At 57.6% G+C, this 24,426-nt stretch carries 22 protein-coding genes, 2 tRNA genes and 1 pseudogene; 12 read left to right on the top strand and 13 right to left on the bottom strand.

Annotated elements, in window-relative coordinates:
- Positions 1-58: 58 nt before the first annotated feature.
- Complete coding sequence (locus VSS37_RS19300; RefSeq protein ID WP_324697866.1) at positions 59-2,173, top strand: ATP-binding protein; 2,115 nt, start codon at positions 59-61, stop codon at positions 2,171-2,173.
- A gap of 43 nt (positions 2,174-2,216) precedes the next feature.
- Here VSS37_RS19300 and VSS37_RS19295 read toward each other — a convergent pair whose 3' ends face one another.
- Entirely contained in the window at positions 2,217-2,447 is a 231-nt protein-coding gene (locus VSS37_RS19295) for a DUF6489 family protein (RefSeq protein WP_324697864.1), read from the bottom strand.
- Positions 2,448-2,587: 140 nt separating this feature from the next.
- Between VSS37_RS19295 and VSS37_RS19290 the strand changes: the two genes are divergently transcribed.
- Complete coding sequence (locus tag VSS37_RS19290; protein ID WP_324697863.1) at positions 2,588-4,435, top strand: hypothetical protein; 1,848 nt, start codon at positions 2,588-2,590, stop codon at positions 4,433-4,435.
- A gap of 3 nt (positions 4,436-4,438) precedes the next feature.
- On the opposite strand, the gene VSS37_RS19285 is transcribed toward VSS37_RS19290, so the two are convergent.
- From VSS37_RS19285 to VSS37_RS19270, 4 genes and pseudogenes are all read right to left on the bottom strand, one after another.
- Positions 4,439-4,681, bottom strand: coding sequence for a hypothetical protein (locus VSS37_RS19285; protein WP_324697862.1), 243 nt, complete (start codon positions 4,679-4,681; stop codon positions 4,439-4,441).
- Entirely contained in the window at positions 4,660-5,187 is a 528-nt protein-coding gene (locus VSS37_RS19280) for a hypothetical protein (protein WP_324697860.1), read from the bottom strand. Before VSS37_RS19280 ends, VSS37_RS19285 begins: the two co-directional genes overlap by 22 nt.
- 184 nt (positions 5,188-5,371) lie before the next feature.
- Positions 5,372-5,608 (bottom strand): annotated as a pseudogene (locus tag VSS37_RS19275) (transposase); the annotation flags it as partial.
- A 94-nt stretch (positions 5,609-5,702) separates the two neighbouring features.
- Positions 5,703-5,837: a hypothetical protein gene (locus VSS37_RS19270; protein WP_324697858.1), complete on the bottom strand. Its 135-nt coding sequence runs from the start codon at positions 5,835-5,837 to the stop codon at positions 5,703-5,705.
- Between the two features lie 36 nt (positions 5,838-5,873).
- Between VSS37_RS19270 and VSS37_RS19265 the strand changes: the two genes are divergently transcribed.
- The 3 genes from VSS37_RS19265 to nadA all read left to right on the top strand — a co-directional run bounded on the left by VSS37_RS19265 (position 5,874) and on the right by nadA (position 13,140).
- The gene (locus VSS37_RS19265) at positions 5,874-8,363 is read left to right on the top strand and encodes an EAL domain-containing protein (RefSeq protein WP_324697857.1); all 2,490 of its coding nucleotides are present in this window, start codon (positions 5,874-5,876) and stop codon (positions 8,361-8,363) included.
- Positions 8,364-8,505: 142 nt separating this feature from the next.
- A complete protein-coding gene (locus tag VSS37_RS19260; protein ID WP_324697855.1) occupies positions 8,506-11,961 on the top strand; it encodes a PPi-type phosphoenolpyruvate carboxykinase family protein in 3,456 nt (1,151 codons plus the stop codon).
- Positions 11,962-12,072: 111 nt separating this feature from the next.
- Complete coding sequence (gene nadA / locus VSS37_RS19255; RefSeq protein ID WP_324697853.1) at positions 12,073-13,140, top strand: quinolinate synthase NadA; 1,068 nt, start codon at positions 12,073-12,075, stop codon at positions 13,138-13,140.
- Here nadA and VSS37_RS19250 read toward each other — a convergent pair.
- Positions 13,137-13,586, bottom strand: coding sequence for an NfeD family protein (locus VSS37_RS19250; RefSeq protein ID WP_324697851.1), 450 nt, complete (start codon positions 13,584-13,586; stop codon positions 13,137-13,139). The genes nadA and VSS37_RS19250 overlap by 4 nt on opposite strands.
- 5 nt (positions 13,587-13,591) lie before the next feature.
- Positions 13,592-14,470, bottom strand: coding sequence for an SPFH domain-containing protein (locus tag VSS37_RS19245; protein WP_324697849.1), 879 nt, complete (start codon positions 14,468-14,470; stop codon positions 13,592-13,594).
- A 97-nt stretch (positions 14,471-14,567) separates the two neighbouring features.
- On the opposite strand from VSS37_RS19245, the gene VSS37_RS19240 reads away from it, so the two are divergent.
- From VSS37_RS19240 to VSS37_RS19225, 4 genes are all read left to right on the top strand, one after another.
- Complete coding sequence (locus VSS37_RS19240; protein ID WP_324697847.1) at positions 14,568-15,647, top strand: hypothetical protein; 1,080 nt, start codon at positions 14,568-14,570, stop codon at positions 15,645-15,647.
- A gap of 84 nt (positions 15,648-15,731) precedes the next feature.
- A complete protein-coding gene (locus VSS37_RS19235) occupies positions 15,732-15,962 on the top strand; it encodes a hypothetical protein (RefSeq protein ID WP_324697845.1) in 231 nt (76 codons plus the stop codon).
- Between the two features lie 17 nt (positions 15,963-15,979).
- Positions 15,980-16,894: a hypothetical protein gene (locus VSS37_RS19230; protein WP_324697843.1), complete on the top strand. Its 915-nt coding sequence runs from the start codon at positions 15,980-15,982 to the stop codon at positions 16,892-16,894.
- A 144-nt stretch (positions 16,895-17,038) separates the two neighbouring features.
- Positions 17,039-17,986: a transglycosylase SLT domain-containing protein gene (locus VSS37_RS19225; protein ID WP_324697841.1), complete on the top strand. Its 948-nt coding sequence runs from the start codon at positions 17,039-17,041 to the stop codon at positions 17,984-17,986.
- A 24-nt stretch (positions 17,987-18,010) separates the two neighbouring features.
- Here VSS37_RS19225 and ppk2 read toward each other — a convergent pair whose 3' ends face one another.
- Positions 18,011-18,817 carry a polyphosphate kinase 2 gene (ppk2, locus tag VSS37_RS19220; protein ID WP_324697882.1) on the bottom strand — a complete coding sequence of 269 codons (807 nt, stop codon included), beginning with the start codon at positions 18,815-18,817 and terminating at the stop codon, positions 18,011-18,013.
- Between the two features lie 592 nt (positions 18,818-19,409).
- On the opposite strand from ppk2, the gene VSS37_RS19215 reads away from it, so the two are divergent.
- Complete coding sequence (locus tag VSS37_RS19215; RefSeq protein ID WP_324697839.1) at positions 19,410-20,090, top strand: methyltransferase domain-containing protein; 681 nt, start codon at positions 19,410-19,412, stop codon at positions 20,088-20,090.
- Here VSS37_RS19215 and VSS37_RS19210 read toward each other — a convergent pair.
- The 3 genes from VSS37_RS19210 to VSS37_RS19200 form a co-directional block, all read right to left on the bottom strand.
- A complete protein-coding gene (locus VSS37_RS19210; RefSeq protein WP_324697838.1) occupies positions 20,087-21,253 on the bottom strand; it encodes a hypothetical protein in 1,167 nt (388 codons plus the stop codon). The genes VSS37_RS19215 and VSS37_RS19210 overlap by 4 nt on opposite strands.
- A gap of 104 nt (positions 21,254-21,357) precedes the next feature.
- Entirely contained in the window at positions 21,358-21,876 is a 519-nt protein-coding gene (locus VSS37_RS19205; RefSeq protein WP_324697836.1) for a 3'-5' exonuclease, read from the bottom strand.
- A 47-nt stretch (positions 21,877-21,923) separates the two neighbouring features.
- Positions 21,924-23,087, bottom strand: a complete 1,164-nt coding sequence (locus VSS37_RS19200; RefSeq protein ID WP_324697834.1) for a slipin family protein — start codon at positions 23,085-23,087, stop codon at positions 21,924-21,926.
- A gap of 24 nt (positions 23,088-23,111) precedes the next feature.
- Between VSS37_RS19200 and VSS37_RS19195 the strand changes: the two genes are divergently transcribed.
- Entirely contained in the window at positions 23,112-23,342 is a 231-nt protein-coding gene (locus VSS37_RS19195; protein ID WP_324697833.1) for a hypothetical protein, read from the top strand.
- A gap of 3 nt (positions 23,343-23,345) precedes the next feature.
- Here the strand turns inward: VSS37_RS19195 and VSS37_RS19190 are convergent.
- Both VSS37_RS19190 and VSS37_RS19185 read right to left on the bottom strand, forming a co-directional pair.
- Positions 23,346-23,416 (bottom strand) — tRNA-Pro (locus VSS37_RS19190).
- A tRNA-Phe gene (locus VSS37_RS19185) sits at positions 23,416-23,490 on the bottom strand. Before VSS37_RS19185 ends, VSS37_RS19190 begins: the two co-directional genes overlap by 1 nt.
- Positions 23,491-23,913: 423 nt before the next feature.
- On the opposite strand from VSS37_RS19185, the gene VSS37_RS19180 reads away from it, so the two are divergent.
- Positions 23,914-24,291: a polyhydroxyalkanoate granule-associated phasin gene (locus VSS37_RS19180; protein WP_324697832.1), complete on the top strand. Its 378-nt coding sequence runs from the start codon at positions 23,914-23,916 to the stop codon at positions 24,289-24,291.
- Positions 24,292-24,426: the final 135 nt, after the last annotated feature.

The raw sequence follows: 24,426 nt of genomic DNA, 5'->3' as shown, positions 1-24,426 counted from the left end.
TAATAGAGACGGTTTATTCTATTACGGTGTGATCCGGCGGCATGTGTGATATCCAACAATGCGAGCATTTCTTTTCATTTTTGTTTGCGGTTTGCTGTTTTTCCAGACAGTCAATGCGGCGTTTGCTGGGCCAGCCTCCCGCCTCCCAGGCATACAGGACGGCCCCCGCCCCCAGGATCCCGCCATCATTCCCCTGACAGGGGAGGAGCAAGCTTGGTTGGCGGGGCGGGGAGGGCAGGCGTTGCGCTATTGTTTCAGCCCCATCTGGCAACCGTATGATTTTTTGGACAAAGGCCAGCACAAGGGAATCTTTGCTGACTACCTGCAACTTATGTCCAGGCGTTTGGGCATCCCCCTGGAGCCTGTCATCAGCCATAGCTGGGGCGAGACCCTGCAATTTGCCCGCGAAAGGAAATGTGACCTGATCGCCGCTGCGGTCAAAACGCCCGAGCGGGAAAAATATTTGGCCTTTACCTCGCCCTATTTTCATGCGACCCATGTCTTGCTGGCCAAGTCTGACCAAGCTTTCATCCAGTCGATTGACGACATTGCCGATAAAAAAATAGCTGTGCCAAAGGATGGCGCCATCGCCGACATGTTGCGGCGCGATTACCCGGAGACCCAGTTTGTCGATGTCGCATCCCCGGACGAATTGTTCAAGGCGGTTGAAAATGGCGATGCCTATGCCGGGGTTGCGGCATTTGCACACGGCCTGCAAATCATCCAGCAGGGGCTGTACAATCTGAAGATTATTGGCAAGCTGGATTACGACTACCCTATTTCCATCGCTGTCCGCAATGACGCCCCGGAATTGCTCTCCATCATGCAACGGGCGGTCGATTCCCTGACGCAAGCCGACCACAACACCATCAACCGCAACTGGAACTCCGTCAGGGTCGTTGAAAGCGTCGACCATTCCCTGGTGTGGAAACTTGCGTTGGCGGCCGCCCTCATCCTGTTGGGCAGCGGTTACTGGAACCGCAAGCTTTCCCGTCTCAATACGGCGTTGCAACGGGCGAAGGAAGAAGCCGTGCGGGCTGACCAAGCCAAAAGCCTGTTTCTGGCCAATATGAGCCATGAAATCCGCACCCCGCTGAACGCCGTGATGGGGTTTGGGTATCTGTTGCAGCAGACGGAATTGACGCCGCAACAGGCGGATTACCTCCATAAAATGCAGTCATCGTCCCAGGCGCTGCTGGGGATCATCGACGATATTCTGGATATGTCGAAAATCGAAGCCGGTAAATTGGCGCTGCATGCCACCGCTTTCCGGCTCAGTGACGTTTTGCAGCAGGTCACTTCCTTGTTTGAAGGGCAAGCCCGGCAAAAAGGCCTGGGTTTTCACCTCTCAGTTGCGGCTGAAACCCCCGCCTGCCTGATCGGCGATCCGCAACGCCTTGCCCAGGTGCTGCTGAACCTCGTCAGCAATGCCGTCAAATTCACCAACCAAGGGGAAATCCGCATCGGCATCACGCTGTCAGCGCAAGTGGCGGACAAAGTCCGGCTGCAATTCCGGGTCGCCGACACCGGCATTGGCGTCAGCGCCGAGCAGGAACAAAAGCTGTTCAAGCCTTTTTCCCAAGTGGACAGCTCTTTCACCCGGCGGCATGGCGGCAGTGGCTTGGGCTTGGCGATTAGCCAGACCCTGGCGCGCCTCATGAATGGCAATATCCAGTTGGATAGCCAGCCGGAGCAGGGCAGCACGTTTATCTTCAGCGCCGAATTTGCCATCTGCCAAGAGCATACGCCCGCCCACAGCGCCCCAGCCGCCTCGCTGGTCAAGTTACCGGACAGCCCCCATATTTTGTTGGTTGAGGATGACCTCCTCAACCAACTGTTCGCCTGTGAATTGCTGCAACAGGCGGGGGTCGATGTGACGGTGGCGCACAATGGGCTGGAGGCGCTGGAGGCGCTGGGGAAAGCCCCTTTCCAACTGGTGTTCATGGATATTCAAATGCCACAGATGGATGGCTATGAAACCGTCCGCCAGATCCGTTCCCATGAGGAATGGCGGCACCTGCCGATTGTCGCCATGACAGCGCACACCATTTCTACCGAGCGGGAGAAATGCCTGGCCGCTGGGATGGATGATTATCTGACCAAACCGATTGAACCCGCCCGCATCACCGACATGTTGCTGAAATGGACGTTAGTTCCCCAGCACGCAGCGTAACCGCATACTGAACCCACGCGGCACAGCCTGCCATCCGTCACCGTCAGCTTTTGCCGCCAAACTTGCCGAATGCGTCCATCCATTGCCGGAACACATCCATATTGCCAACCACGCCATGCCGGAAGAACCCCATCGGGTCGAAGCCTTCCGCGCCTTCCTGCATTTTTTTCAGCATGTAGGACATCACTTCCTTGTTGAACTCCTGTACATCCGGCAAGCCCATCAGGCGGCGCATTTCCTCCGGCGTGATCTCTACATCAATCCTCACATTCATATCGCTACTCTCTTGTTGCTTGTTGTCGTGTCTTCATTTTGCCACAGAACAGGCGGCCTGGATGCAATCAATCCAATAATACCGTCCATAACACTTATCTTGCCTATAATCATCCTGAGGCTTGCAAAGGAAACCATGACATGAGTGAAGAGCAACCATCACCACAGCCCCCTTCCCCCATGACACGGCTGGAACGTCTCGGCGCGCTGCTGAGACGCGGGCGGAACATCTTAGTACAGAATTTCAGCATCAGCGCCTTGACGGAAAAGCTGATGGCGCTGCTGCGCCTGTTCGCCAGCCTGGGCCTGCTGCTGATTGTCACCTTCGTCATCTATCGGGCGATCCAAAGCGCCCAATTGGTGCTGGTCAAGCCCTTCGCCATTCCCCAAAGCATGGCGGGCATCCACGCCGATGTGGGCAGGGTCATCGCCAACAACCTCAAGCAAGAGTTGCTGGATGCGGAAAACGGCATCTACACCACGGTCAAGCGCAGCAGCAATGGCAACGGCAAGGTCAATATCGAAGCCGTCACCGGCGTGTCGGAAGATTATTTGCTGGGCTCCAACATCAAGCTGCCGGAAACCGGCATTTCCATCAACGATGTGGTGGAATTCATCGGCAGCATTTTCGGGCGGCGCAACATCACCGGCTCGGTCTACTACGACCAGGGCAAGCTGTTCCTGCAAGTGGAGCTGGAAGGCCGCACCTTCATTTTCCAGCGCGACCTGCAAGGCCGTGACCCCCAAGCCCTGAACCTCGACCTGATCACCGACATGCTGCATGAAGGCCGCACCAAATTGCTGAGTGTGGCTTCGGAAAGCCATAACCTGTATTACTACTGCACTGGCGAGGTCGACACCATCGAGCACCCGGATGGCAAGCTCGGCCAATGGTTCGACTATTGCACCCAGTTGAACAACAGCCAGATCACGCCGGAAGACCTCGACAAACTGCTGCATGCATTGCGTTCCCCTGACTTGCGGCACACAGCCGATGACAACGACACCCTGCGGCATATCCTGGGGCAAACCATCGGCAACGCCATCGACAAAACCCACCTGATCTGCCCGGATTACCCCAAAACCAAGGTATGCAAGACGCCAGACAGCATCCCCCAACCCACCATCGCCATCCGCATCCCCCAGCCGCCTGCCGCGTTGCCGCCTGCGCCCGTCACCCCTTACCCCGTCTTGCCGGACGCCAGCGCTTTCCGCGCCAACGCCATCAGCACGCGCAGCATGGTCAGCATGGCCGGGGCTGAAAACGCCGGTGTTGGCGCAGACAGCGCCCCCCTGATTGAACTGCCGTCAGTGCAGGAGTTGCAGGCCGGTTGCGTCGGCAAGCCGCTGGCCAGCCCGCAAGACCGGATGGCCTCCAACCAGACGGAAGGCGACGCCACCCTGCTATTCAACAACAGCCGCAATGAACAGGCGCTGCAAAAATACGCCCAGGCTATCGACCAAAACTGCAACAATGCCTTCGCTTGGGCGAACATGGGCGTCCTGCTGCTGGCGGATGGGGCATTGCAAAGCCCGGAACAGGCGCAGATGGCGCTGGAATATGCCGTCCAGATCAACGGCCGCATTGACTGGATACAAAACAGCCTGTGCATTGCCCGCGCTTACGCGGGTGCGTCTGCGCCACTGGAAAGCCTGCTGAATGACCCCGCCTGTTTGGCCGCGCGCGCCATCAACCCCGCCAACAAGGTGGTGCTGGACAAACAATTCGGCCTCGCCATCGCTGACCACTATTTCGCCCAGCAACAATACCCGGAGGCTTTCAACGCCTATCAGCAAGCCATGAGTGTGGACCGCAAGCGCGACTGCAACACCAGCAAGGCGATCAGCAAACTCTACTTGCTGGAAAATGAACATCAGATCAAAGGGGCTTGGCAAGCGGCCTGTGACATCCTGAATGACGCCACGCCGCTGCCTGACAACCGGGTCAGCGCGTGCGAAGACACGCTGGCGGCGTTCAAATGCCCGTAAATTCTACCTCACTGAACCGTTGTTCGAATTAGTGCGGAAGCGGCGGGTCAGGCGGGTGTCCTCCCAATGGAAGCCACGCCCTTTGAGGCATTGGAACAGGTTTTCGATCTCCCAGCGCAGGGCATAGGTGCCGAACGGCTCACGGAAACGCTGGTTGGCCGCCAGGATCAGCAGCCCCCCCCCGTTTTCCAGCCGCATCCCGCTGAGCCAAACCCGCGCTTGGCCTACCCAACAGGCTTTACGCAAGCGGCGGCTCTGGTTTGCCTTGAATTCACGGTCGCCGAGTATCCCCTGAACCCGTCACGCCCAAACTGGCTGATGAAACGCTTCAGCAGGGCAACCCGTTCTGCTTGGTTGGAGTTGCCGCGCTTGTCCAGCACCAGCCAATACACCGGGATGGCCGCGCTTTTGTACACAATCCCCAGCGTCAGGATATTGATGTCGGCCTTGCCCCATTGCCAGTGGGTGCGGTCAAGCGCCAGGTGATAGGGTTGCCCATTGAAACCGAACATCTGCATGACCAGCCGGGCACCCGCATCGTAATCAAACGCCACGCTGGCGAAAAACCGTTGCAGGCGGCGGTAACGCGATTTCGGCTCGGCTTCACTGGCAAACGCCAATGCCAGTTGCGTCAGGTTGACCTGTTTCAGCCGCAACAAACCCAGCAACATGCCAACAAAACAATCCAGGCGGCTCTTGCCCCAGCCCAGATGCACTTTTAGACTGTCCCTTAGCCCGTCGCTCAGTTCCATGGTCTCTCCTTCTTGGTCGCTGGGGAGAGTGGCACAGATCAGCGGCGGGCTTTCAATTCCAATAACTCAACATATCAATCACTTAGATTTTTTTCGCGTACAGAGAATGACGCATTAACCACCTTGCTCGCTGATAATTTTGGGGTGGCTAAAATATGAAAACCGAATTTTCAATTGCCGACGGTATAAACTGAAACTTTACTTCATTTCTTTCGCAAAGAAGGCACTGGCCTTTTTTTAAGATTTCTTTCCCCCATGCGCAGGCGTTTCACTTCTTTGCGTAAACTCAACAGTTCCGTTTTCTCTTCCGTATTCAGCAGGCTATCCGCTTTCGATTCCTCCCGTTTTTTCTTCCAGCCGTAAAGCTGGTTGGTACGGCCCCCAAGGAAGCTGCTGCTTCCGGGACGCTGTAGCCTTGCTCCGTTTATCCTATTTCGATGTGTCAGGTTCTATTAGACCAGTACAACGGGTTGTGGCTGTCTTCATGGTTCACCTCGGTTGTGGAGTTTACTCACTTAACCGGGTGGCCGGAATTGCTGGAGCAGCCAGTTGGCGTAAGGAAGGAAACCACGGCAAACACATTGGCTGCTGAACACCCGTTCATACTGCCGGGCAGGCCGCTTGGCTGCGGTTGTGCTATGCTTGACCATCCCAAGTTTCCGCCTTACCAAGGATGAATAACAATAATGACTCGCCGTGTTTGGCTCGCCGTGCTGCTGTGGTGGTGTTGCAGTTTCCCCGCGCTGGCTGGCGCAATAACGCCCATGATGCCCACCGTCAACCTGGAGGAATGGCAATCGCTCAGTCTGTTGCCTTCCAGCCAGTATCTGCTGGATACACACAACAACCTGAACCTGGATAACGCCAGGGCCGCCCCCGGCTGGTCACCGTTGGGCCGTGAACAATTGCGTTTCGGCATGGAAAAGAACCCTGTGTGGCTGGCCATGCAATTCCGCACTGAGGGCATTGCGGGCAAAACGGCGATCTTGGAATTCAACCGGGTGATTGATCAGGTGAGCCTGCGCGCCTACCAGGATGGTGCTTTGCTGGGCGAATGGCGGCAAGGGGCGTTCCTGGGCAAACCGGCGGGCATGACCGGCACCAACAAAAACGTGTTTTCCTTGCCGTTGCAGCCGGGGAAAAACTACCAGTTGCTGGTGCGCGTGCAGGGGCATAACGCGGTGACGGGTTCGGTGACACTGTGGGATGAGGCAGCCTACCGCGCCGAAGATGAGCAAACCCTGTTCTTTTTCATCGCCTACGCGGTGGCGGTGCTGGCGATTGCGTTGTACAACGTGAGCGTTTATCTGGCGACCGGGTTGAAGGCGTTTGTCTACCATGCCCTTTATGGCGTCGGCATTTTGCTGATGCAGGCGGCGCAATACGGCTATTTGGACTCCTTGCTGCAAAACCGGGGCGGGGCGGACAGCAAGGGCGTGATTGTCCTGTTCGCCTGTTGCGCGGCTTACAGCGCGGTGTTGGGGTTGTTTGACGCAGTGGTCGCCCACGAACGGGAGCCGCTGTTCAACCGTGGCCTGCAATTGATTTTCCTGGGCAATTTGCTGATTGTGCTGCTGGCCCCATTCATCGACCTGCATACCGGGCTGGGTTTGTTTGTGGTCAGCATCAGCCTGGGGGTGTTGCTGGGCGTCACGCATGGCGCGTATCTGGCGCACCGGCGCGACCCACGGGTCTGGCCACAACTGTTCATGCTGCTGCTGTTTTCGCCTTCCAGCGGTTTGCTGATCCTGAGCCGGTTGGGGCTGATTGACGACACTTTTTGGGCGGAACATTGGATCGTGGTGACGGTCATCGCCGAAATGCTGTTGCTTTCCGCCCTGCTGTTCAGCCGCATCCGCCAGATGCGCCTGATGTCTTGGCAGGCGCGGTTCCAAGACCCGCGCAACAACCTGCCCAATATCTTGGCTTTGCAGGAAGCGTTGCGGCAGGCCGCCGCCAAGGGGCGACCGCATGCCCTGACGTATTGCTGGGTCGCCGGGCTGGAGAAAATGGAAATCGCCCGTGGTTCGGAATTCCGCAACCAGTACCTGGGCAGCCTGGCCACCCTGCTGGAACGGCGTTTGCAGCAGGAAGGCTTCAGCCTGCCGCCGTGGCGGCGCAAACAGGCGGTGGCGGCGGTGTTTTATTGCGAAAACAATACGCTGGGCATTCTGAGCCTGCCGCTGGACACGGAGGAGCACGCCCGTTTGCAGGTTTTGCTGCGGCAATCGTTCGAGCAGATGAAGCGGCAGGACGGCTGCAACATGGATGTCACCCCGGTCATCGCCAGCAGCAATGCGCCGCCGTTGGCGCGGGACATTGAAAGCGTGATCCAGAACGCCAATATGGCGCTGGCGCAGTGCATCCAGACTGGCAACACCCTGCTGCTGTACAACGATGACGTGGGCTACAACGAACGCCGCCAGATCACCTTGCTGAATGATTTCGAAACGGCACTGGCGCAGGATCAGTTTTACCTGCAATGGCAGCCGCAACTTGACCCGCTGCAACAGTCGCTGTCCGGGCTGGAGGCGTTGGTGCGCTGGCGGCATCCCGTTTATGGGGAACTGTCGCCTGTCCAGTTCATTCCGCTGCTGGAGCAGAACGCGGTGATCACCCGGCTGTCATTATGGGTCGTCAGGCAGGTGTTCGCCGTTTCGCCGCTGTTTTTCCACAAGTTCCCGCATCTGGACATTTCCATCAACCTGTCGGTTTATGACCTGATGTGTGAGGCGTTTTTGCCATCGCTGGATCAGATGCTGGGCAATATGCCCGCCGAGGTGGTGGCGCGCATCACCCTGGAGGTGACCGAATCGGTGTATATGGAGGACAACCAGCGCGTCCGGTTGGCGGTGGAAGGCTTGCAGGCGCGTGGCTTCCGCATTTCCATCGACGATTTCGGGGCGGGTTACGCCTCGTTCGGCTATTTGCAGACCCTGCCCGCCAATGAGCTGAAAATCGACCGCCGCTATACCGAAAGCTGCCATGAGGCCAATTCGCAAGCCATCATCCGCAGCATCATCGACCTCGCCAACCGCTTGCACATGCAGATCGTGGTGGAAGGCATTGAAGAGCAGCACCAGTTGGAGCTGTTCGCCGCTTGGGGTGTGCACCGCCTGCAAGGCTGGCGGCTGGGCAAACCGGCCTTGCAGGAGGAAATCCTCGCCACTTACTGACACCGGGGCGATGGCCTGCGGACGGTTTGCCCTACGTCGATAAATATTTTCAATAGTTTAAGGAATATGGTTTTCCCGCGCGCTTGCCGGTAGTTTCCATCCAAGCCCCTTTCCTCCTCACGCTACTAAAGAGTTACCCGGCATGAACATGGAACAATCGCTAGGTCTGGGTGAGGCGCGCCCAGACGCTGAAGCGGAACGCCGCCGTCTGCAACTGTACATCAACCTCAAGCTGTCTTCTTCCGGCCAGCCCGCCGCCCGCGCTGGCGACAATGAATTCCTCACAATCGCGCACGACCTGCTCTCCAGCTACCGCGAAAAAAACCGCTTGCTGATGAATTACCTGTGCCCGCCCGACCGGCGCATCCAGGATTTCCTCGACAGTTACCTGGAAGATTGCCCGGAGGTGGGCAAGGCGCGCCTGCCGAGCAACAGCATCGTGCTCGACCGTTACGGCGTGGCGCGGGAATTGTCCCTGCCCGCCAATGGCGACGAATTCCGCTCTGACATCGTGTCCAGTTACCGGGTGAGGCAGGGCATCCTGCACAATCCGGCCAATGACCGCCGCACCACCAAAGGTTCGTTCCACATTGCCGAAGGCGGCCTGCCGATCCCCGGTGACAAGAAGGCCGTGCCGAAAACCGCGTATGCGCGCATGCTGGCACACGCCCTGAACCCGCCGGACGAATTGCTGGCGTTGCCGTTCACCGCCAATGAGGAGCAAGCGGCGCGCCTGTTCGTCTCCCTGCTGCTGCGCCCGGTGGTGTGCCCGGAAATCCCTGGCATGGAGGCGGAAAAGAGCATGGAAATCCGTTTCTTCGCCCCCGGCAACCTGGTCAGCAACCTGGATTTCGTCGAGAGCATTTTCGGCAATGCGGGCAACCCCTACCTGCCCCGGCATGACGCGGCGCTGGATGTGGAGCACTGGACGGGCCACACCGGCTGCGTGATCCTGGCTCCGCACCTGACCCGGCTGACCAAGCAGGAGCTGGGCTTGCCGCATTACGGGCAGGCGACCGAACGCCAGCGGCGGGACGGCATGTGCTGGCGCGATGAAAGCGAGCGTTACAACGACGGCAACGCCTTCAAGGTGACGGCCCGCGACACGCGCGGCGTGATCGTCACCATCCTGGCCGACAACTATTACGGCTATTGCAAGAAAGAGGTCAAAACCCAGATCAGCTATTCCGCCAACCTGTTCGGGCTGGCGGAGGAGGAGCATGCGGGCGGCGCGCTCGCCTTCCAACGGCGTAACCATGGCGAGGAGTACGGCGCGGACAGCCGCACCCGCCAGCAACCGGAAACCTACAATTTTGCCAATATGGTGGCGCAGTTCGGGGAAATCATGCAGGTGCAGCCGGAAGGTTACGCCATCGACAAACAGTTTCCGGATGTGGTCTACCTGCCGCTGGACGTGCGCATGGACCTGCGCACCCAGACAGTCCGCTGGCGGAACGATTCCGGCGAGCATGTCATCAGGCTGCGGCCGGGCAAGGTCTACATGCAGCCGAATGGCTACAAGACCGAAATGCAGAAACATCCGGCGGCGCCCAGCTGGCGCATTATCGGCACCGACCCGGAAGGCACTTTCTGCCACAAGCCGTGCACGGTTTCCGGCGGCGGCAAGTCGGAAATCTCCAAGTCGCTGGATGACGCGGTGATTTACGGGCCGGTGTTCGTGCAGGATTTCGAGACGGACATGGATCAGGTGGAAGCCATTTTCAACCGGGATTACAGCACGCGCCTGAAGCCGGAATGCGCCCACGAAGACCGCGATCCGCGCCGCCAGCCCCTGAGCGAGGAACGCAGTCTCGGCTCTTTCATCAAACTGCTGACGCCTTCGCCAGGCAATACGGACGCCTACAACGACTGGCTGGCGAGCATCCCGCCCCGCATCCTGTCGCAGGCGTTCATCATCAAGCGCATGTACAAGCCGGAATGGCCCGATGGCTGGCGCAGCCACTTTTCGGTGGATGTGATCAATGGCATGCCGGGGCATGCGCTGAAATGCGAAGGCCGGGATCTGGTCGCCTCCTACTTGCGGGTGGGGCTGGGCAAGTCGGGCAACTGGCATACCTTCAAGGTGCGGCAAGATTTCATCGCCACCGAAAAGGTGCAGATGGAGGATGACATCACCGCGTCGGTGGTGGTCAGTGCGGCGGTGCTGCCCAACCGTTCGCCCAAGTCTTCCAACCCCAGCGTCAAGCTGGCGAAAAACTGTGAATACCGTTTGTTCCAGCGCCCGGACGAAGCCATCCATCGCGGTTTCGACAAGCAGACCGAAAGCGATATGGCGCAGCCGGGCAACTTCATCGCCAACTTCGAGCCGCTCCAAGGCGATAGTTTGTCCACAATTGTCGAGGATGTCGTCGAGTTCCAGCTCTACACCGCGCCGATGCGCAACCTGTTGCAGGCGGCGTGCGAATCTGGCGAATACGTGGTGTCTTCCGCCAACCCGCGCCTGGTGGACGGCAAGCCGAGCAAGAACCCGCGCTATTTGCAGGTGCGCCCGGATTTGCAGCAGCCGATGCGGACGTACATCGCGGAAATCGGCGCGCGTTTCAAGCGGCGCATCCCGCTGGACCAGCCGTTGGTCACGGAGGTGAACGGCGTCCTGAGCGGGCGGCGCAACAACCCGCCGGAGCCGGGCATCCGGCCACTGGCGGTGTTCAACCCGATCCATTACCAGGAATTGCCGGAACTGTTCATGGACTTCATTTGCAGCGTCACCGGCAAGTCGCCCTCCACCACTGGCGCGGGCAGTGAAGGCGCGCTGACCAAGGGGCCGTTCAACGCCTTGCGCGCCACGGCTGACCTGAACAATACGCTGGTGTCGTTCCTGATCAGCGGGTATGCAGGCTTTTCCAGCGCAGCGGGCTACATCGGCGCCAACCAGCGGGTTGATCATGACATCAGCCTGCTGATTCCGGAAATCTGGGCGCGCCTGAATGAAAGCGAACGCGACCCGGAGCACCTGATCGGGCACGGCTACCTGGAGAAGCTGGAAGATTTTGACTACGGTGGCAAGCGGGTGCTGGCCAGCCGCCTCGGCTACCGCATCACCGACCGCTTCGTCGCCGCCTTCATGGGCAAGATTTTCGACAATCCGGCGGTGGTGTTCGGCGAAGACATCCTCAGGCCGGAAACGCAGGGGCTGGACGTGTTCGCGGATGGCGTCAACAACATTGTGGAGGCGCAGCAGCAAGCCGCCCAGCGCTATCTGGACGACGGCAGCATCGACGACGCCTGCCCGCCGCTCAAGGCGCTGCTTTACATCATGGCGACCGGCAGTTTTGAGGGCAAGGACGCGCACCATCCCGCCATCCGCGCCCTGTTCACCCGTGACTACCTGCTGGCGTCGCGCTGGTATCAGCAACGCCTGGAAACCAAGCAGCAGCGCGACGTGGCGCTGTGGGAACGGCATTGCCGCTATTTGCAGCATTTCCTGGAGCTGGAAACGCACCGCGACGTGGCCGAGCGCATGGACATCGCCGGGAAACTGCGCCAGGCGCAGGCGAAGCTCGCGGACATCCGCCAGCCGGAATACTTGCGCAGCCTGCGCGGCACCATCGGTGCGGATCTGTTGGGCGCGTATTGACGCCTGAAGCAGGGGCGGACGCTGGTTCGCCCCTGCGGTTTCCCCCTTGAATCTTCCCCCGTTCTCCCCCATCCTTGACCTTATTATTCATAAATAAGGTTACGCGCCGCCATGACCGCCAAATCGCCAACCATCCCTGTGATCAAAGCCCCCCTGACTGCCCAAATTGAATCCCTGCGCCCGTATTACACGCCGGAACAGAAGGCCGCCGTCAAGGATGCCATCAAGCGGAAACTGAAGGGGCAGGATGCGGTGCTGGTCGCGCATTACTACGTCGACCGTGATTTGCAGGAGCTGGCGGAAGAGACCGGTGGCTATGTTTCCGATTCGCTCGACATGGCGCGTTTCGGCAACGAACATCCGGCCAAAACGCTGGTGGTCGCTGGGGTGCGCTTCATGGGCGAAACCGCCAAAATCCTCAACCCGGAAAAGCGCGTGCTGATGCCGACGCTGGAGGCGGAATGCTCGCTTGACCTCGAATGCCCGGCGGATGAGTTCATCGCCTTCTGTGACCAATACCCCGACCATACGGTGGTGGTGTATTCCAACACCAGCGCCGAAGTGAAGGCGCGTGCCGATTACGTGGTCACGTCCAGCATTGCGGTCGAATTGGTGAGCTGGCTGGATGAGCAAGGCAAGAAAATCATCTGGGCACCAGACCGCCACCTCGGCAACTACATCAACCGGGTGACTGGGGCGGATATGCTGCTGTGGCAAGCTGCCTGCGTGGTGCATGACGAATTCAAATGGCGCGCGCTGGGCGATCTGATTGAAAAGTATCCTGACGCCGCCGTGCTGGTGCACCCGGAATCACCGGAAGAAATCGTCAAAATGGCGGATGCGGTCGGTTCCACCACCCAGATCATCAATGCGGCAAAAACCTTGCCCAACAAGCGTTTCATCGTCGCCACCGACCACGGCATTTTCTACAAGATGCAGCAGGCCGCACCCGACAAGGAATTCATCGAAGCCCCAACCATGGGCGAAGGCGCCACATGCAAGAGCTGCGCGCATTGCCCGTGGATGGCGATGAACGGCCTGCACAACCTGCTGGAGGTGCTGGAAACTGGCAAAAATGAAATTTTTGTGGAGGAAAGCATCCGCGTGAAAGCCTTGCAGTCCACCCAGCGGATGCTGGACTTCGCCAAAATGCGCCGGGGGCAGCAAGCGGGCCGTTAACCCGCCTTTTCCACCGTAAAGATCACGCCGTCCACGCCAGTCACCCGCACCTGGGAGCCGGATGGCAGGTCAGGGCCGCGCACCCGCCACGCGGTGTCGCCGACCCGTATCGAGCCGCGCCCATTGGTGATGGCCTCGGTCAGGGCGTATTCCCGGCCAATGTGGCTGCGCAGGCGGTTGTTGAGGTCAGGGGTGTCGGAGGTGATGTTTTCCTCGCGGAAAAAGCGCGATTTGCGCCAGCCAAACACGCTGGCCAGCGACACTACCCCGAAGATGATGATCTGCCAACCGATGGAAAGCGGGGGAACCAGCCACAGCACCACGCCTGCGACAATGGCGCCGAAGCCGAACCACAGCAGCACCATGGCAGGGGCTGCGACCTCCAGCGCCAGCAGCAACAGGCCGAAAATTAGCCAGTGCCAGAATTCGATGTGCAGGTTTTCCATGGCGTTTATTTGTCCTTCTGCATCGCTTTCCACAGTTCATTGATGCTGCCGATGGAACCCATCAGGCCGCTGGTGTCCATCGGCATGAAAATGGTTTTCTGCTGGTTGGAGTCGGCAAACTTGCCCAGCGCTTCGACGTATTTCTGCGCCACGAAGTAGTTGAGCGCCTGCACGTCGCCCTGTGCCACTGCCTGCGACACCATTTGGGTGGCTTTGGCTTCCGCCATCGCTTCCCGTTCGCGGGCTTCGGCGCGCAGGAAAGCGGCGGATTTGGCACCTTCCGCTTCCAGGATTTGCGACTGCTTCTTGCCTTCGGCTTCGGTGATCTGGGCGCGTTTCTGGCGTTCGGCGGTCATTTGCAGGTTCATGGCGCGCACCAGTTCGGCAGGCGGCTCAATATCCTTGATTTCGATGCGCAGCACTTTCACCCCCCATGCGTTGGTGGCCTCATCGACAATTGCCAGCACCCGTGCGCCGATTTCATCACGTTTGCTCAACAAGTGGTCAAGCTCCATCGAGCCGCACACGGAACGCAGATTGGTCATGGTCAGGTTCAGGATGGCGTTTTGCAGGTTGGCGACTTCATATGACGCCTTGGCCGGGTCAAACACCTGGAAGAACACCACGCCATCAATGCTGACATTGGCGTTGTCGGCGGTGATCACCTGCTGCGGCAGGATGTCGAGCACCTGTTCCATCATGTTGACCTTGCGCCCGACCTGATAGATGACGGGAACCAACAGGCCGAGGCCCGGTTGCAGCGTGTAAACGTAGCGCCCGAAACGTTCGACGGTGTAGTTGTAGCCTTGCGGCACCATTTTCACGCCCATGAAAATGAGTGCGGCGATAAAGACCAGCACAGCGATGGCGAAGGATGAGAACATGATTGGCTTCCTGTTTGATGATTGTGGCTATTGGTTCAGTGGAAGTTTAACCTTGCTGGTTTGGAATTGGCATATTTCCATGATAAAAAAACCATTTATGAAACACCTCGTCATCGACATCTCCGCCCACGGCTTCGGCCATGTGGCGCAAACTTCCGCCGTCCTCAATGCGCTTGATTGCGCCGCCATCCGCCTGACCATCCGTTCGGCGGCGCAGGAACAGGTGCTGCGCCAGCGCATCCGCCATCCGTTCACCCTGATCGCCTACCAACAGGATGCGGGCATGCTGATGCATGACGCCCTGCGGGTGGACGTCGCCGCCAGCATGCGCTGGTATGCGGATTTCCACGCGGACTACGCCCGGCGCAAGGCGCAGGCGGCGCGGGAACTGGAGCAGTTGCAGCCTGACCTGCTGTTCGCCAACGTGCCCTACCTGAGCCTGGCGGCGGCGGGGGAAACCGGCGTTCCGGCGGTGGCGCTGTGTTCGCTGAACTGGGCGGATGTGTTCCACGCCTACTGCGGCGACCTGCCGGGTGCAGGCCGGATTCGTGAGGAAATCCTCGACGCCTATGCGCAGGCCGCAGTATTCCTGCAACCTGCGCCGTCGATGGATATGCATCCGGCCTTGCGTGTCCGCCCGCTCGCCCCGATCGCCGCGCTGGGGCGGCGCAACCCGGCGTTGCTGCGGAAACGTGCCCGGCAGCCGGGACACACCCGTTTCGTGTTGATGGCGCTGGGCGGGCTGGGTATGGATTACCCGCTGGCAAGCTGGCCGCATCTGCCCGGCGTGTGCTGGATATTTCCGGATGAAGCCCTCACCCGGCAGCGCCCGGATTTTCTGCCGACCTCGCTGTTTGGGTTGGATTATGTGGATTTGCTTGCTTCCTGCGATGCCATTATGACCAAAACCGGCTATGGCGCGCAGACGGAGGCGGTGGCGAACCAGGTTCCCGCCTTGTGCATTGGCCGCCCCGGCTGGCCGGAGGAGCCGAACCTGCCGCGCTGGCACCAGCAACATGGCGAAGTGGTTTTCACCCATTGGGCAGAGGTGACGGCAGGCGCATTCGGTGACAAGATCATGGCCTTGCTGGAAACCTCCTGGCGGAAGCCCGCCGTCACGCCCAATGGGGCTGCGGAAGCCGCCGCCGTTTTGCAGCGCTGCCTGCAAGCCGCCTGAGCCGTAATTTCTGCGGGGCCATCGGCAGCCATGGCTGGAGCTGCTATAGTTGGCTGCCCAGTTAATGTTTGCAGGAGAGTAGCGATGGACGGCATGATCGATGAAAACATGAAGGGCATTTCCCATATCGCCAATAACCCTTACGCGCATTTGCAGAAAGTTTCTGCACAATTGGACAGCTATGACACCCGTGCCAAGATTGATGCGGTGCTGGATGAGCTGGACTTCGTGCACGAGTTGTTCGAGCCGGAAATGCAGCCACTGGTGTCGCAGGTGCGGAATGTCCTGATGGAACGTTACCGGGCGTTGGGCTGATGCGGCGCGGCGGCTGCATGGAAAGCTACGCCAAACGTTTGCATAACCCGTTCCGTGGCCTGTTGCAGGTCATCGCCAGCCAGCAGTTGCGCGCCCTCAGCTTTGATGGCAGGCAATGGGAGCTGCAATTCTTGTGCGATATGTTGCGGGTGAAGCCTAGCCAGCCCGCCTTTGCGCCACGTTTCCAATATGCCCGCATTGGGCGTTGGGAGGCGCGCAGCGGCTTCAAGCCCTATCCATTAGACCCGGCCATTAATTGCAACATTGTGGAAAGCGCCGTTACCGAGATGCTGGAGGCGCTGGCCCAGGCGCAGGCCCCATTGCCGCAGGATGACGCCTACGAACTTTGGCTACTGGATGGACAGCAACATCTGCCGTTGGCCTTGCTGGCCAGTTGCCGTCAACCGGGCGAGATGGAAGGGGTGCAGCTGCGCCGTCCTGCTTGGAAGGCCATCAGCGCCGCCCAACTTGGGCTGGACAACACCGAAGAAGAAAGCCAGCGGGGAATGCCGCCCCTCAATTACCGGCTCGAAATGCTGGTGAAAAAGCGCGCGGGGCAGAATCCTGCCGCCAAATGGTTCCGGCGTTTGGGCAATGGTGACGGGGAGGAGGTCAGTGCAGATGGCAAGGTTGTTGGCGTGTTGCCGACGGCTGCGTTTCCGGAATGCTTGTTGCGTGAAGATTGGGACAATCCGGTTGCACAGGATTTATGCGACCGCTACTTGCAACGGCTGGCCCCACAACTGTTGGTCTTGCAAGGCCTTTCCCACGCTGGGCGGGATCGGCTGGAACAGATGGCCAGCCACCATGTCATTGAAGTGGATAGGTATTTTCACCTTTACCCGGCTGTCGCCGATCCGCAACGGATGACGGCTTTGCGTGTCGAGGCCCGTTTGCGCATGGCCTGTGATTGCCAAGCGAAAAGGGTATGAAATGTTGCCAATCCGATGCGTGAATTGAAATCATCAGAATAATGACCTATTTATTAATAAATAATATTTATTTGATAGTTGCTTATGCTTTGCTTAAAAAGCATTCCTCCCGATGAGTGTCTTTAGTTCGAGAGTAAAACCCCGATGAAACAGGTCATACCCTATCTGACCGGCGCTGTGCTGGCTTTCATGTTGCTCGCCTTAATGGCGGCGGATTCCGATAATGCTGAAGCGGCGGGCAAGAAAAAACACGCCGGAAGCGGCCAAGGTTGTCAAACCTTGAGTCCCGCCAACCTTCAAGCCAGGGCAGGCCCTTATCACGCCGCTATCCATTCGGCGGCCAACCAATATGGCGTCAACCCCAGCCTGGTCAAAGCCGTGATTACAGTGGAGAGCTGTTTCCGCGCCCAAGCGCGCGGCTCGTTGGGGGAAAAAGGGCTGATGCAGTTGATGCCAGGCACGGCCCGCCGCTTTGATATCCGTAATGGCTATAATGCAACGCAGAGCATTCATGGCGGCTCCCGCTATTTGAGTTACCTGCTGCGACGTTACGACGGCAATATGCAGCATGCGGTGGCGGCTTATAACGCCGGTGAGGGGCGCATCAAATTGGGTGGCTACATTCCTAACAAAGCGTATGTCAGCAAAGTGATGAGCGCTTACGGGAAGTTTGCGGTGGCGGGAAGCCCATCGAACCCGGCAGTCCAACCGCAGGTCACATTGGCTGCGTATCTCGCGCCTGCGGCAGATGATGGCAGTGCCGCCGGGAAACAGGCCACCACAACGGCTTCGGCAGGCAAAACGGTTCAGGCAAAAACATCCCCGGATCAAGCAGGGGTGGTGGTGCACAAGGCAGCATGGAAGGCTGCGGTGGAAAAGACGCCGCGCAAACCCATAACGGCTGCGCAGAAAAACAGCCCTGGCACCGCCCTGCCGTGGCCAGATTTGCAGGCCCATTACCAAGTGAAACCAGGCGACACGGTTTATGCTGTCATGCGCCAGACGGGAGCGCCGGTCAAAACCCTCATCCGTGCTAACCGCCTGAAAGCGCCGTATGGCATCCAGGCTGGGCAGACGCTGCGCATCAAGTAAGCGCGGCGCCTGCCCGTTGCGCCTTTAGTTGCTCAGGCTGGCGCGCCCCACGATCAGCGGGTCAATGGGGGCAAGGTTTTTCATATCCTTGCCCTTGTATGACAGCTTGTTCAGGACGTAGCGCATGGCGTTCAGGCGCGCCCGTTTCTTGCAGTCAGATTTGATGACTGTCCATGGGCTTTCCGCCGTGTCGGTGTGGAAGAACATGGCTTCCTTGGCCTTGGTGTACTCTTCCCATTTGTCGAGGGAAGCCAAGTCGATCGGGCTGAGTTTCCACTGCTTGAGTGGGTGGATTTCGCGTTCCTTGAAGCGGCGGCGCTGTTCCTTGCGGCTGACCGAGAACCAGAACTTGAAGACATGGATGCCGCTGTTGACTAGGTTGCGTTCGAAATCAGGCGTCTGGCGCAGGAACTCCAAATATTCCTCATCGGTGCAGAAGCCCATCACACGCTCAACGCCGGTGCGGTTGTACCAGGAACGGTCAAACATCACGATTTCACCTGCGGTCGGCAGGTGCTGGATGTAGCGTTGGAAATACCACTGGCCACGCTCGGCTTCGGTGGGCTTTTCCAGCGCGACGACGCGTGCGCCACGAGGGTTCAGGTGTTCCATGAAACGCTTGATGGCCCCACCCTTGCCAGCGGCGTCGCGGCCTTCGAACAGTATCACCACACGCTGGCCAGTTTCGCGCACCCATGCTTGCAGCTTCAGCAGTTCGACCTGTAGGTGGTATTTCTGCTTTTCGTAATTTTTGCGCGACATGCGGTTTTTGTAGGGGTAAACCGCTGTACGCCAATTTTCCACCAGCTCTTCATCAGGGCTGATCGGCATTTTGGCTTCGGGCTCATGCCAGCGCAGCAGGGCGGCGCGCAAGGCGTCGGCGTCATCCGGCGATGCGCCAGCGAGGATGGACTCCAGGGTCTTGATGACGGCGGCGGCGTCTGTCGGTGGCGGGTTGGTGTGGGTCAGAATGTCTTCGGCAGCGGCAATTTTGGCGTCCTGCGCTTCAGAAACGGATTGCAGGACGGCAAAGGTCTCCACGCTCATATCAGTCAGCGGGTCAGTGTGCTCATTGGGTTTGTTTGCGGTTTCATCTCTATCCATCGTTTGCTCCACATTGCTCATTGTCATTGAATCTTAACTTTCCGATTCTAATGGATAATGGGGCGCGGCATTACTGACAAATGTCAGCAGACGTCACCCCGCCAGTGGGGAAGGCACCTTGCAGTATACGCCATTCTGTTGGCACGCCCGCACATTTTAGTCACCGTGACGATTTTTGCTGTAGGCAGGGTAAACTTTTCGTTTACAGAATAGGCAGGATTCAAGAAAATGTTCGCAAGGGGCATCAGCCTGAAAGGGGCAAAACCACCAATGGCATCACTGCCCACCGTGCACCCATGGGCAAACGAGGAACCGTTTAATGCCGGACTATGCTAACGATATTTACCATCACCAAAAGCGCCACACGAAAACACTCCATTCAGCCAATATTATCCTTTCCATTTTACTCAAGAGATTACCTGAAATCCGTTCTGCGGTTGACCTTGGTTGCGGTGTTGGCACATGGCTGTCCGTATTGCAGGAAAAAGGGGCTAGCCGTATTCAGGGGGCTGACGGCGATTGGGTGAATCCGGAATTTCTGGTTATCCCCGAAGCCTCGTTCAAACAAATTGATTTTGGGGTGAAGCCAATAAAAGTGCCCGGCCATTATGACTTGGCCATATCGCTGGAGGTTGCCGAACATTTGCCGCCCGACAATGCCCAAGCATTTGTCCAGGTGTTAACGGAGTTGGCTGATTTTGTGCTGTTTTCAGCCGCAATCCCGTTTCAGGGAGGGGTTGGCCATGTGAATGAACAATGGCCCGAATACTGGATTGATTTGTTTTCCGAGCTGGATTATGAGGTGCATGATTTTATCCGCCCTGTCATCTGGAACAATAAACAAATCCCTGTTTGGTACCGGCAAAATATCCTGTTTTTTTCCCACAGCCGCCGCTCGGCAGAGGTGGACAGCTTAGGTGGCCTAAAGCTGCCAGTGAATATCGTCCATCCAACACTCTACTTGGAGCGGCTCAAAAAAGCGGGCAATCAAAAATCTTAGCCATCAGCCCCATATAAGGAAGCAAACAGTTTTTCAAGATGAGGGTCTTTAATATGGATGTCCAGGTCAATAGTGCAAATATCAGACCGTGGATATTTCCAGTCGGTGGATATTGCCAGAAAATGCCGTAGCAGGAACATAGTTTGATTTTTCATGCTATTGCCGCCTGTAATATGATGGTAATTCCATTGCGTATGGGCGGCTGACCTTGCTGGAACTACGCAATATTTGGCAGGTGTAATTTTGCTTTTTGCCAAAAGGTACAAAAAATCCTGGTGGGCGGGCAGGCGGAATCCATCTGTATATTTGACTGCGGTTGCCTGGGTTACGAATTCTCCACCCACCAAGATGGAGTCAACATCACTTTGTTCTGTGAACGCGTGAATGGAAGGCCATTCTGCTTGTGTTGGCACGATAAGCTCATCAATGTCAACGACAATGACGGATTTTGCCTTGCGGAGAAACCTTTTTCTGGCTGACTCCAACGCCCCCAGTTGACAAAATCTTGAGTCCCATTTGGAAATGATCTGCCCATCCTTTCTAAAGGCTCCAGGGCCATAAGGATATTCCCACTTGACAATAATAACGGTTTTTAAACCTTGGATTTTGGTAAGTTCCTGATAGAGTGTTTCCAACGGATAGGCGTCAGAACCATTGTCGTAAATTAGGATGGCATCCGTTTTATGGACGTTGACGTAAAACCTTGCCCAAGAAATAATCCACTCAATAGGGTTGTTTTTTTGCAAGGTGAACAAAACCCTTTTGCCATCCAGCAAGCCTTCATTGTTGTTTATGGTTATACGACCATTGTCAACCATTGGCTGGTAGTGCGGGCGCACTTGCAAACATCCGTCTTCTGGCAGTTCAAGGGATGATGGGCATGGAATGTGTATTGAATAAATGCCACTGAAATTCAAATATTGATAATCATGGGGCGGGGCGAACTCAAACACATCTACAGGAAATATAATGTCCTTTAAATTGAATAAGGATGGCCCAACTATAACCAATTCATCCCCGGAGAGGAAGCAATCGTATATTAAAGTATGGTAATCATAGGTTTCCTCATATTCCGGCTGTTTAAGGTGCGGGGGGCGTGCCTCAGCCCTGGTGATGTCTCCAGATTGTTGCAGGCGTAAACCGCTGGATGCATATATTTTCATGAATTTCTCTTTCTACATCGTGAACTTTTTCCAACTTATGGAAAACATAATCCATGGGGTGGCCATTAAGTGTCAAGCCCCAGCAAGATTGGCCTTTCATAATGCTAGCGCGGCAGTTTCAGCCCATATTGTTTGGCAAGCGCGAGCAGCGCCTCGGCGTTGCCTTTGGCGTCATTGACCGGGTGATGGTCATGCCGGGTGGTGCGCAGGTGTTTGAAGTTCTGGAACAGGTCGCGCACCACGCCTTTGTAGAGCGAGCCAAGGTTGGTGGAGCTGTAGCCAAATGGGTTCGTTCCCAGGAAGTGATGGAAATACCAGTTGATGAAAGACCAGTCGAAACCGTTGTTGTCGGCGATGAAATGCGGGCGGCCTTTCACTTCCCGTTCCAGCCAGTCGGCAAAGCCTTGCATGACGGCGGCGGGTTCCTCAAAACCCAGCGTTTCCTCACGGCTATGGCCACTGACGGCCAAAGCCTCGGGAATCCAGCGCCCGGAAATCGGTTTGAGTTGCCCGTAGAAGGTACGTTGCAAGCCGGGTTCGACAATAACCGCGCCGAAACTGACCATCGAATAGTCGCCGGGAATCGGGCCATCCGCTTCAATGTCCACCATGACGAATGGCATGAGGAATCTCCTTAAGGAAGGGGCGAAACATGTTCCGCCCCTGTACGTTATGCGGCCTTGGTCTTGTCCGTCAGCTTGACCAGGTCGTTCATCACGCCATCCAGCCCGCCGTAGACGTTCAGGGTGCTGATGCGGGCGGTGATCTTTTCCAGCACCTCCAGCTCTTTCAGGCGCAGCAGCACCGGGTTGCCTTCCATGACCTTGGCGGTGTTGTGCAGGGAACGGGTTTCCTGCGTTTCTTCCCGCCGCCGGATCAGGCTGGCTTCGGCCTGTTTTTCGGCGGCGACCACTTGCGCCAGGATCGCCTTCATGTCGCCGGGCAGCACGATGTCGCGCGCGCCGACGGCTTTCAGGACGATACCATAAGCAGCCGCTTTTTCCGCCACCAACTGTTGGATGGTCTGGTTGAGCAGGTTTTTGTCCGCCAGCAGTTCGTCCAGCGTCTGGGTGGAAACCACCGTCCGCAGCGCCAGTTGCAGTTCACGGTACAGGTAGTCCTGGTGGTCGGCCAGCGCGGTTTTCACCTGCTGCGGATCCACAATCTGCCACATGGCGGACAGGTTGATGCGCAACCCGACCCGATCCTTGGTGAGGATTTCCTGGCCATTGACCTCCATGTTTTGCAGGCGGCAATCCAGTTGCGTAACCTTGATGCTATGGTTGAACTGCCACCAGGCGTGGGTTCCGGCAGCCAGCACTTCGCGTTGTTCGCCATCCACCTCCAGGAAGCCGGTGTGGCCTTCCGGGATGGCCGCGATGGCCAGCGCGTTCAGGGTGGCGGCGCGTAATGCCGGTTCTTTGACCGCCAACAATTGGTTGGCCAGCGCTTTCGGGACTTTGAAATCCGTGCTGATGTCGAGCTTGCGCACTTCGATGCACCGTTGGCCTTGCCAACAGGCACCGCGCTGTGCAGGCGGCTTGATGTCTTTCAGGACATTGCCCTGATACAGCAGGCCGACTTCCTGCTCGCCGGTTTCCCAGCAATGAAGGTGAGCGGCAAATTTGTCAGGGTGCAGCTCGGCCAGGGTCAGCACGTCTTCTGGCACAGTGGTTTGTGCTTGGCCGGTGACGGCGATTTGTTGTACCCGGTACTGAGTTTTCCAGTCCCAAAACGTGTGCACGCCAGCGTCCAGGACGGCCACGAACTGCTCGTCTTTGAACAACAGCCCGCGATGTGTTTCAGGGATAATGACTTTGTTTTGGAATAACATGGCGTTGTCCTTGCAATAAAATAAGTGGCGTTCCCCCGCACCCTTGCTGGCTTGGCGGTTTGTGTGCGGCGGGAAATCCGTGCGGGCCGGGGCCGTTGCGGTTTCGCACTGCACAAACCCGCCGTCAAGGCGGTACGGGTGCTGGCCGCCGCCATCCGGCAAGCCGCGCCGAAACGTGTCTTGCCATCCGGCCTTGGCCTGGGGGTCTGCCGTTGTTGCCCTTGCGGGCTATCACTAGCTACCGTAAAAGGGTAGGTTCACTAGCCGGAGTCGAACCGGCGACAGCTTGATACCAAATCAAGTGCTCTACCAAACTGAGCTATAGCGATGGGGCAGCCAGCTGGATTCGAACCAGCGACATTCCGAATTTATCGGGTGCTCTACCAGACTGAGTTATGGCCGCATTATCTGGCCCGCTGCAGAACCGATACGCCTGCACGCCAGTGGCGGCGGCGTCAGGCAGGGTTTTGAACCTGCTCCGCAAGTTATGCAGTTGATTCAGACAGGAGTGTTATTGCAACGGTTGTGCCAGCTTGCAGTTTTTATGGCTAACTCATTGTAAATAGTAATATATGTATGTTTATAAATGAGATTTTCCAAAAGTGTTTGGCTTGGGTTTCATATCTTAAAAGATAGGGATATATCCAATCATAAAATCCAGCCAATTGTTTCAAGGCGGCGGCTGAGGAAGTCGGCATGGCAAGGTTCGGCGGCAGTTGGATGCCAGTTTCTTCCTGGGGGGAATAAGTGCCGGAACCCTCCCAATCATTGTCAGGGTGCTATAGTTGTTGCAATGCAATATTGCTGATGACACTGGAGTATCCCTATGGCGCGTAAGTCCATCCCTACCATGACAGCTGAAATGGCGCTCGCCGTGCCGCAAGTTGTTGCCCACCGCTTGACCCGCATGGCGTTGGCAGGCACCACGCCTTCCGCGCGTGACCAGAAAGAGTTCCAGCGCATGGGGACGGAAAAGGTCTGGGCGTTTTATGAATCCTGGGGCGCGATGTACATGCAGGCCGCCAAGCAGCAACAGCAGTGGATGACATCCATGATGTTCCCTTGGGCGGGCATGCCTGCGGGGAAAAAGGCGGGCAAGCAGCTGGGCAATGCCGCCGCCGCGATTCTGGAAAGCGGCATGAAGCCGGTGCACGGCAAGGCGGTTGCCAACGCCAAGCGTTTGTCGCGCACCAAGTTGAAATAATGTCACCGTGCCGCTTGCGTTTGCCCGTAGGGGCAAGCGTGGATGGCAAAACCCTTTATGTCATGAACCTGAACACCCTGGCGGTGGTTCCGGTTGATATTGACAGCAAAACGGTGGGGACGCCTGTCCCGGTGG

It is taken from the genome of Candidatus Thiothrix phosphatis, assembly GCF_035668035.1.
In the GTDB taxonomy this organism is placed as follows: domain Bacteria; phylum Pseudomonadota; class Gammaproteobacteria; order Thiotrichales; family Thiotrichaceae; genus Thiothrix; species Thiothrix phosphatis.
This window is presented reverse-complemented; position numbering and strand designations above follow the sequence as displayed.

What these genes read in the sequence shown, in the direction of transcription:
- VSS37_RS19215 (WP_324697839.1), top strand. Translation starts at nt 19,410, where the DNA reads ATGCCGGACTATGCTAACGATATTTACCATCACCAAAAGCGCCACACG.
- VSS37_RS19295 (WP_324697864.1), bottom strand. Translation starts at nt 2,447, where the DNA reads ATGAATGTGAGGATTGATGTAGAGATCACGCCGGAGGAAATGCGCCGC.
- ppk2 (WP_324697882.1), bottom strand. Translation starts at nt 18,817, where the DNA reads ATGCCGATCAGCCCTGATGAAGAGCTGGTGGAAAATTGGCGTACAGCG.
- VSS37_RS19210 (WP_324697838.1), bottom strand. Translation starts at nt 21,253, where the DNA reads ATGAAAATATATGCATCCAGCGGTTTACGCCTGCAACAATCTGGAGAC.
- VSS37_RS19290 (WP_324697863.1), top strand. Translation starts at nt 2,588, where the DNA reads ATGAGTGAAGAGCAACCATCACCACAGCCCCCTTCCCCCATGACACGG.
- VSS37_RS19235 (WP_324697845.1), top strand. Translation starts at nt 15,732, where the DNA reads ATGGACGGCATGATCGATGAAAACATGAAGGGCATTTCCCATATCGCC.
- VSS37_RS19300 (WP_324697866.1), top strand. Translation starts at nt 59, where the DNA reads ATGCGAGCATTTCTTTTCATTTTTGTTTGCGGTTTGCTGTTTTTCCAG.
- VSS37_RS19225 (WP_324697841.1), top strand. Translation starts at nt 17,039, where the DNA reads ATGAAACAGGTCATACCCTATCTGACCGGCGCTGTGCTGGCTTTCATG.
- VSS37_RS19180 (WP_324697832.1), top strand. Translation starts at nt 23,914, where the DNA reads ATGGCGCGTAAGTCCATCCCTACCATGACAGCTGAAATGGCGCTCGCC.
- VSS37_RS19240 (WP_324697847.1), top strand. Translation starts at nt 14,568, where the DNA reads ATGAAACACCTCGTCATCGACATCTCCGCCCACGGCTTCGGCCATGTG.
- VSS37_RS19230 (WP_324697843.1), top strand. Translation starts at nt 15,980, where the DNA reads ATGGAAAGCTACGCCAAACGTTTGCATAACCCGTTCCGTGGCCTGTTG.
- VSS37_RS19205 (WP_324697836.1), bottom strand. Translation starts at nt 21,876, where the DNA reads ATGCCATTCGTCATGGTGGACATTGAAGCGGATGGCCCGATTCCCGGC.
- VSS37_RS19245 (WP_324697849.1), bottom strand. Translation starts at nt 14,470, where the DNA reads ATGTTCTCATCCTTCGCCATCGCTGTGCTGGTCTTTATCGCCGCACTC.
- nadA (WP_324697853.1), top strand. Translation starts at nt 12,073, where the DNA reads ATGACCGCCAAATCGCCAACCATCCCTGTGATCAAAGCCCCCCTGACT.
- VSS37_RS19250 (WP_324697851.1), bottom strand. Translation starts at nt 13,586, where the DNA reads ATGGAAAACCTGCACATCGAATTCTGGCACTGGCTAATTTTCGGCCTG.
- VSS37_RS19200 (WP_324697834.1), bottom strand. Translation starts at nt 23,087, where the DNA reads ATGTTATTCCAAAACAAAGTCATTATCCCTGAAACACATCGCGGGCTG.
- VSS37_RS19270 (WP_324697858.1), bottom strand. Translation starts at nt 5,837, where the DNA reads ATGGTCAAGCATAGCACAACCGCAGCCAAGCGGCCTGCCCGGCAGTAT.
- VSS37_RS19260 (WP_324697855.1), top strand. Translation starts at nt 8,506, where the DNA reads ATGAACATGGAACAATCGCTAGGTCTGGGTGAGGCGCGCCCAGACGCT.
- VSS37_RS19265 (WP_324697857.1), top strand. Translation starts at nt 5,874, where the DNA reads ATGACTCGCCGTGTTTGGCTCGCCGTGCTGCTGTGGTGGTGTTGCAGT.
- VSS37_RS19280 (WP_324697860.1), bottom strand. Translation starts at nt 5,187, where the DNA reads ATGGAACTGAGCGACGGGCTAAGGGACAGTCTAAAAGTGCATCTGGGC.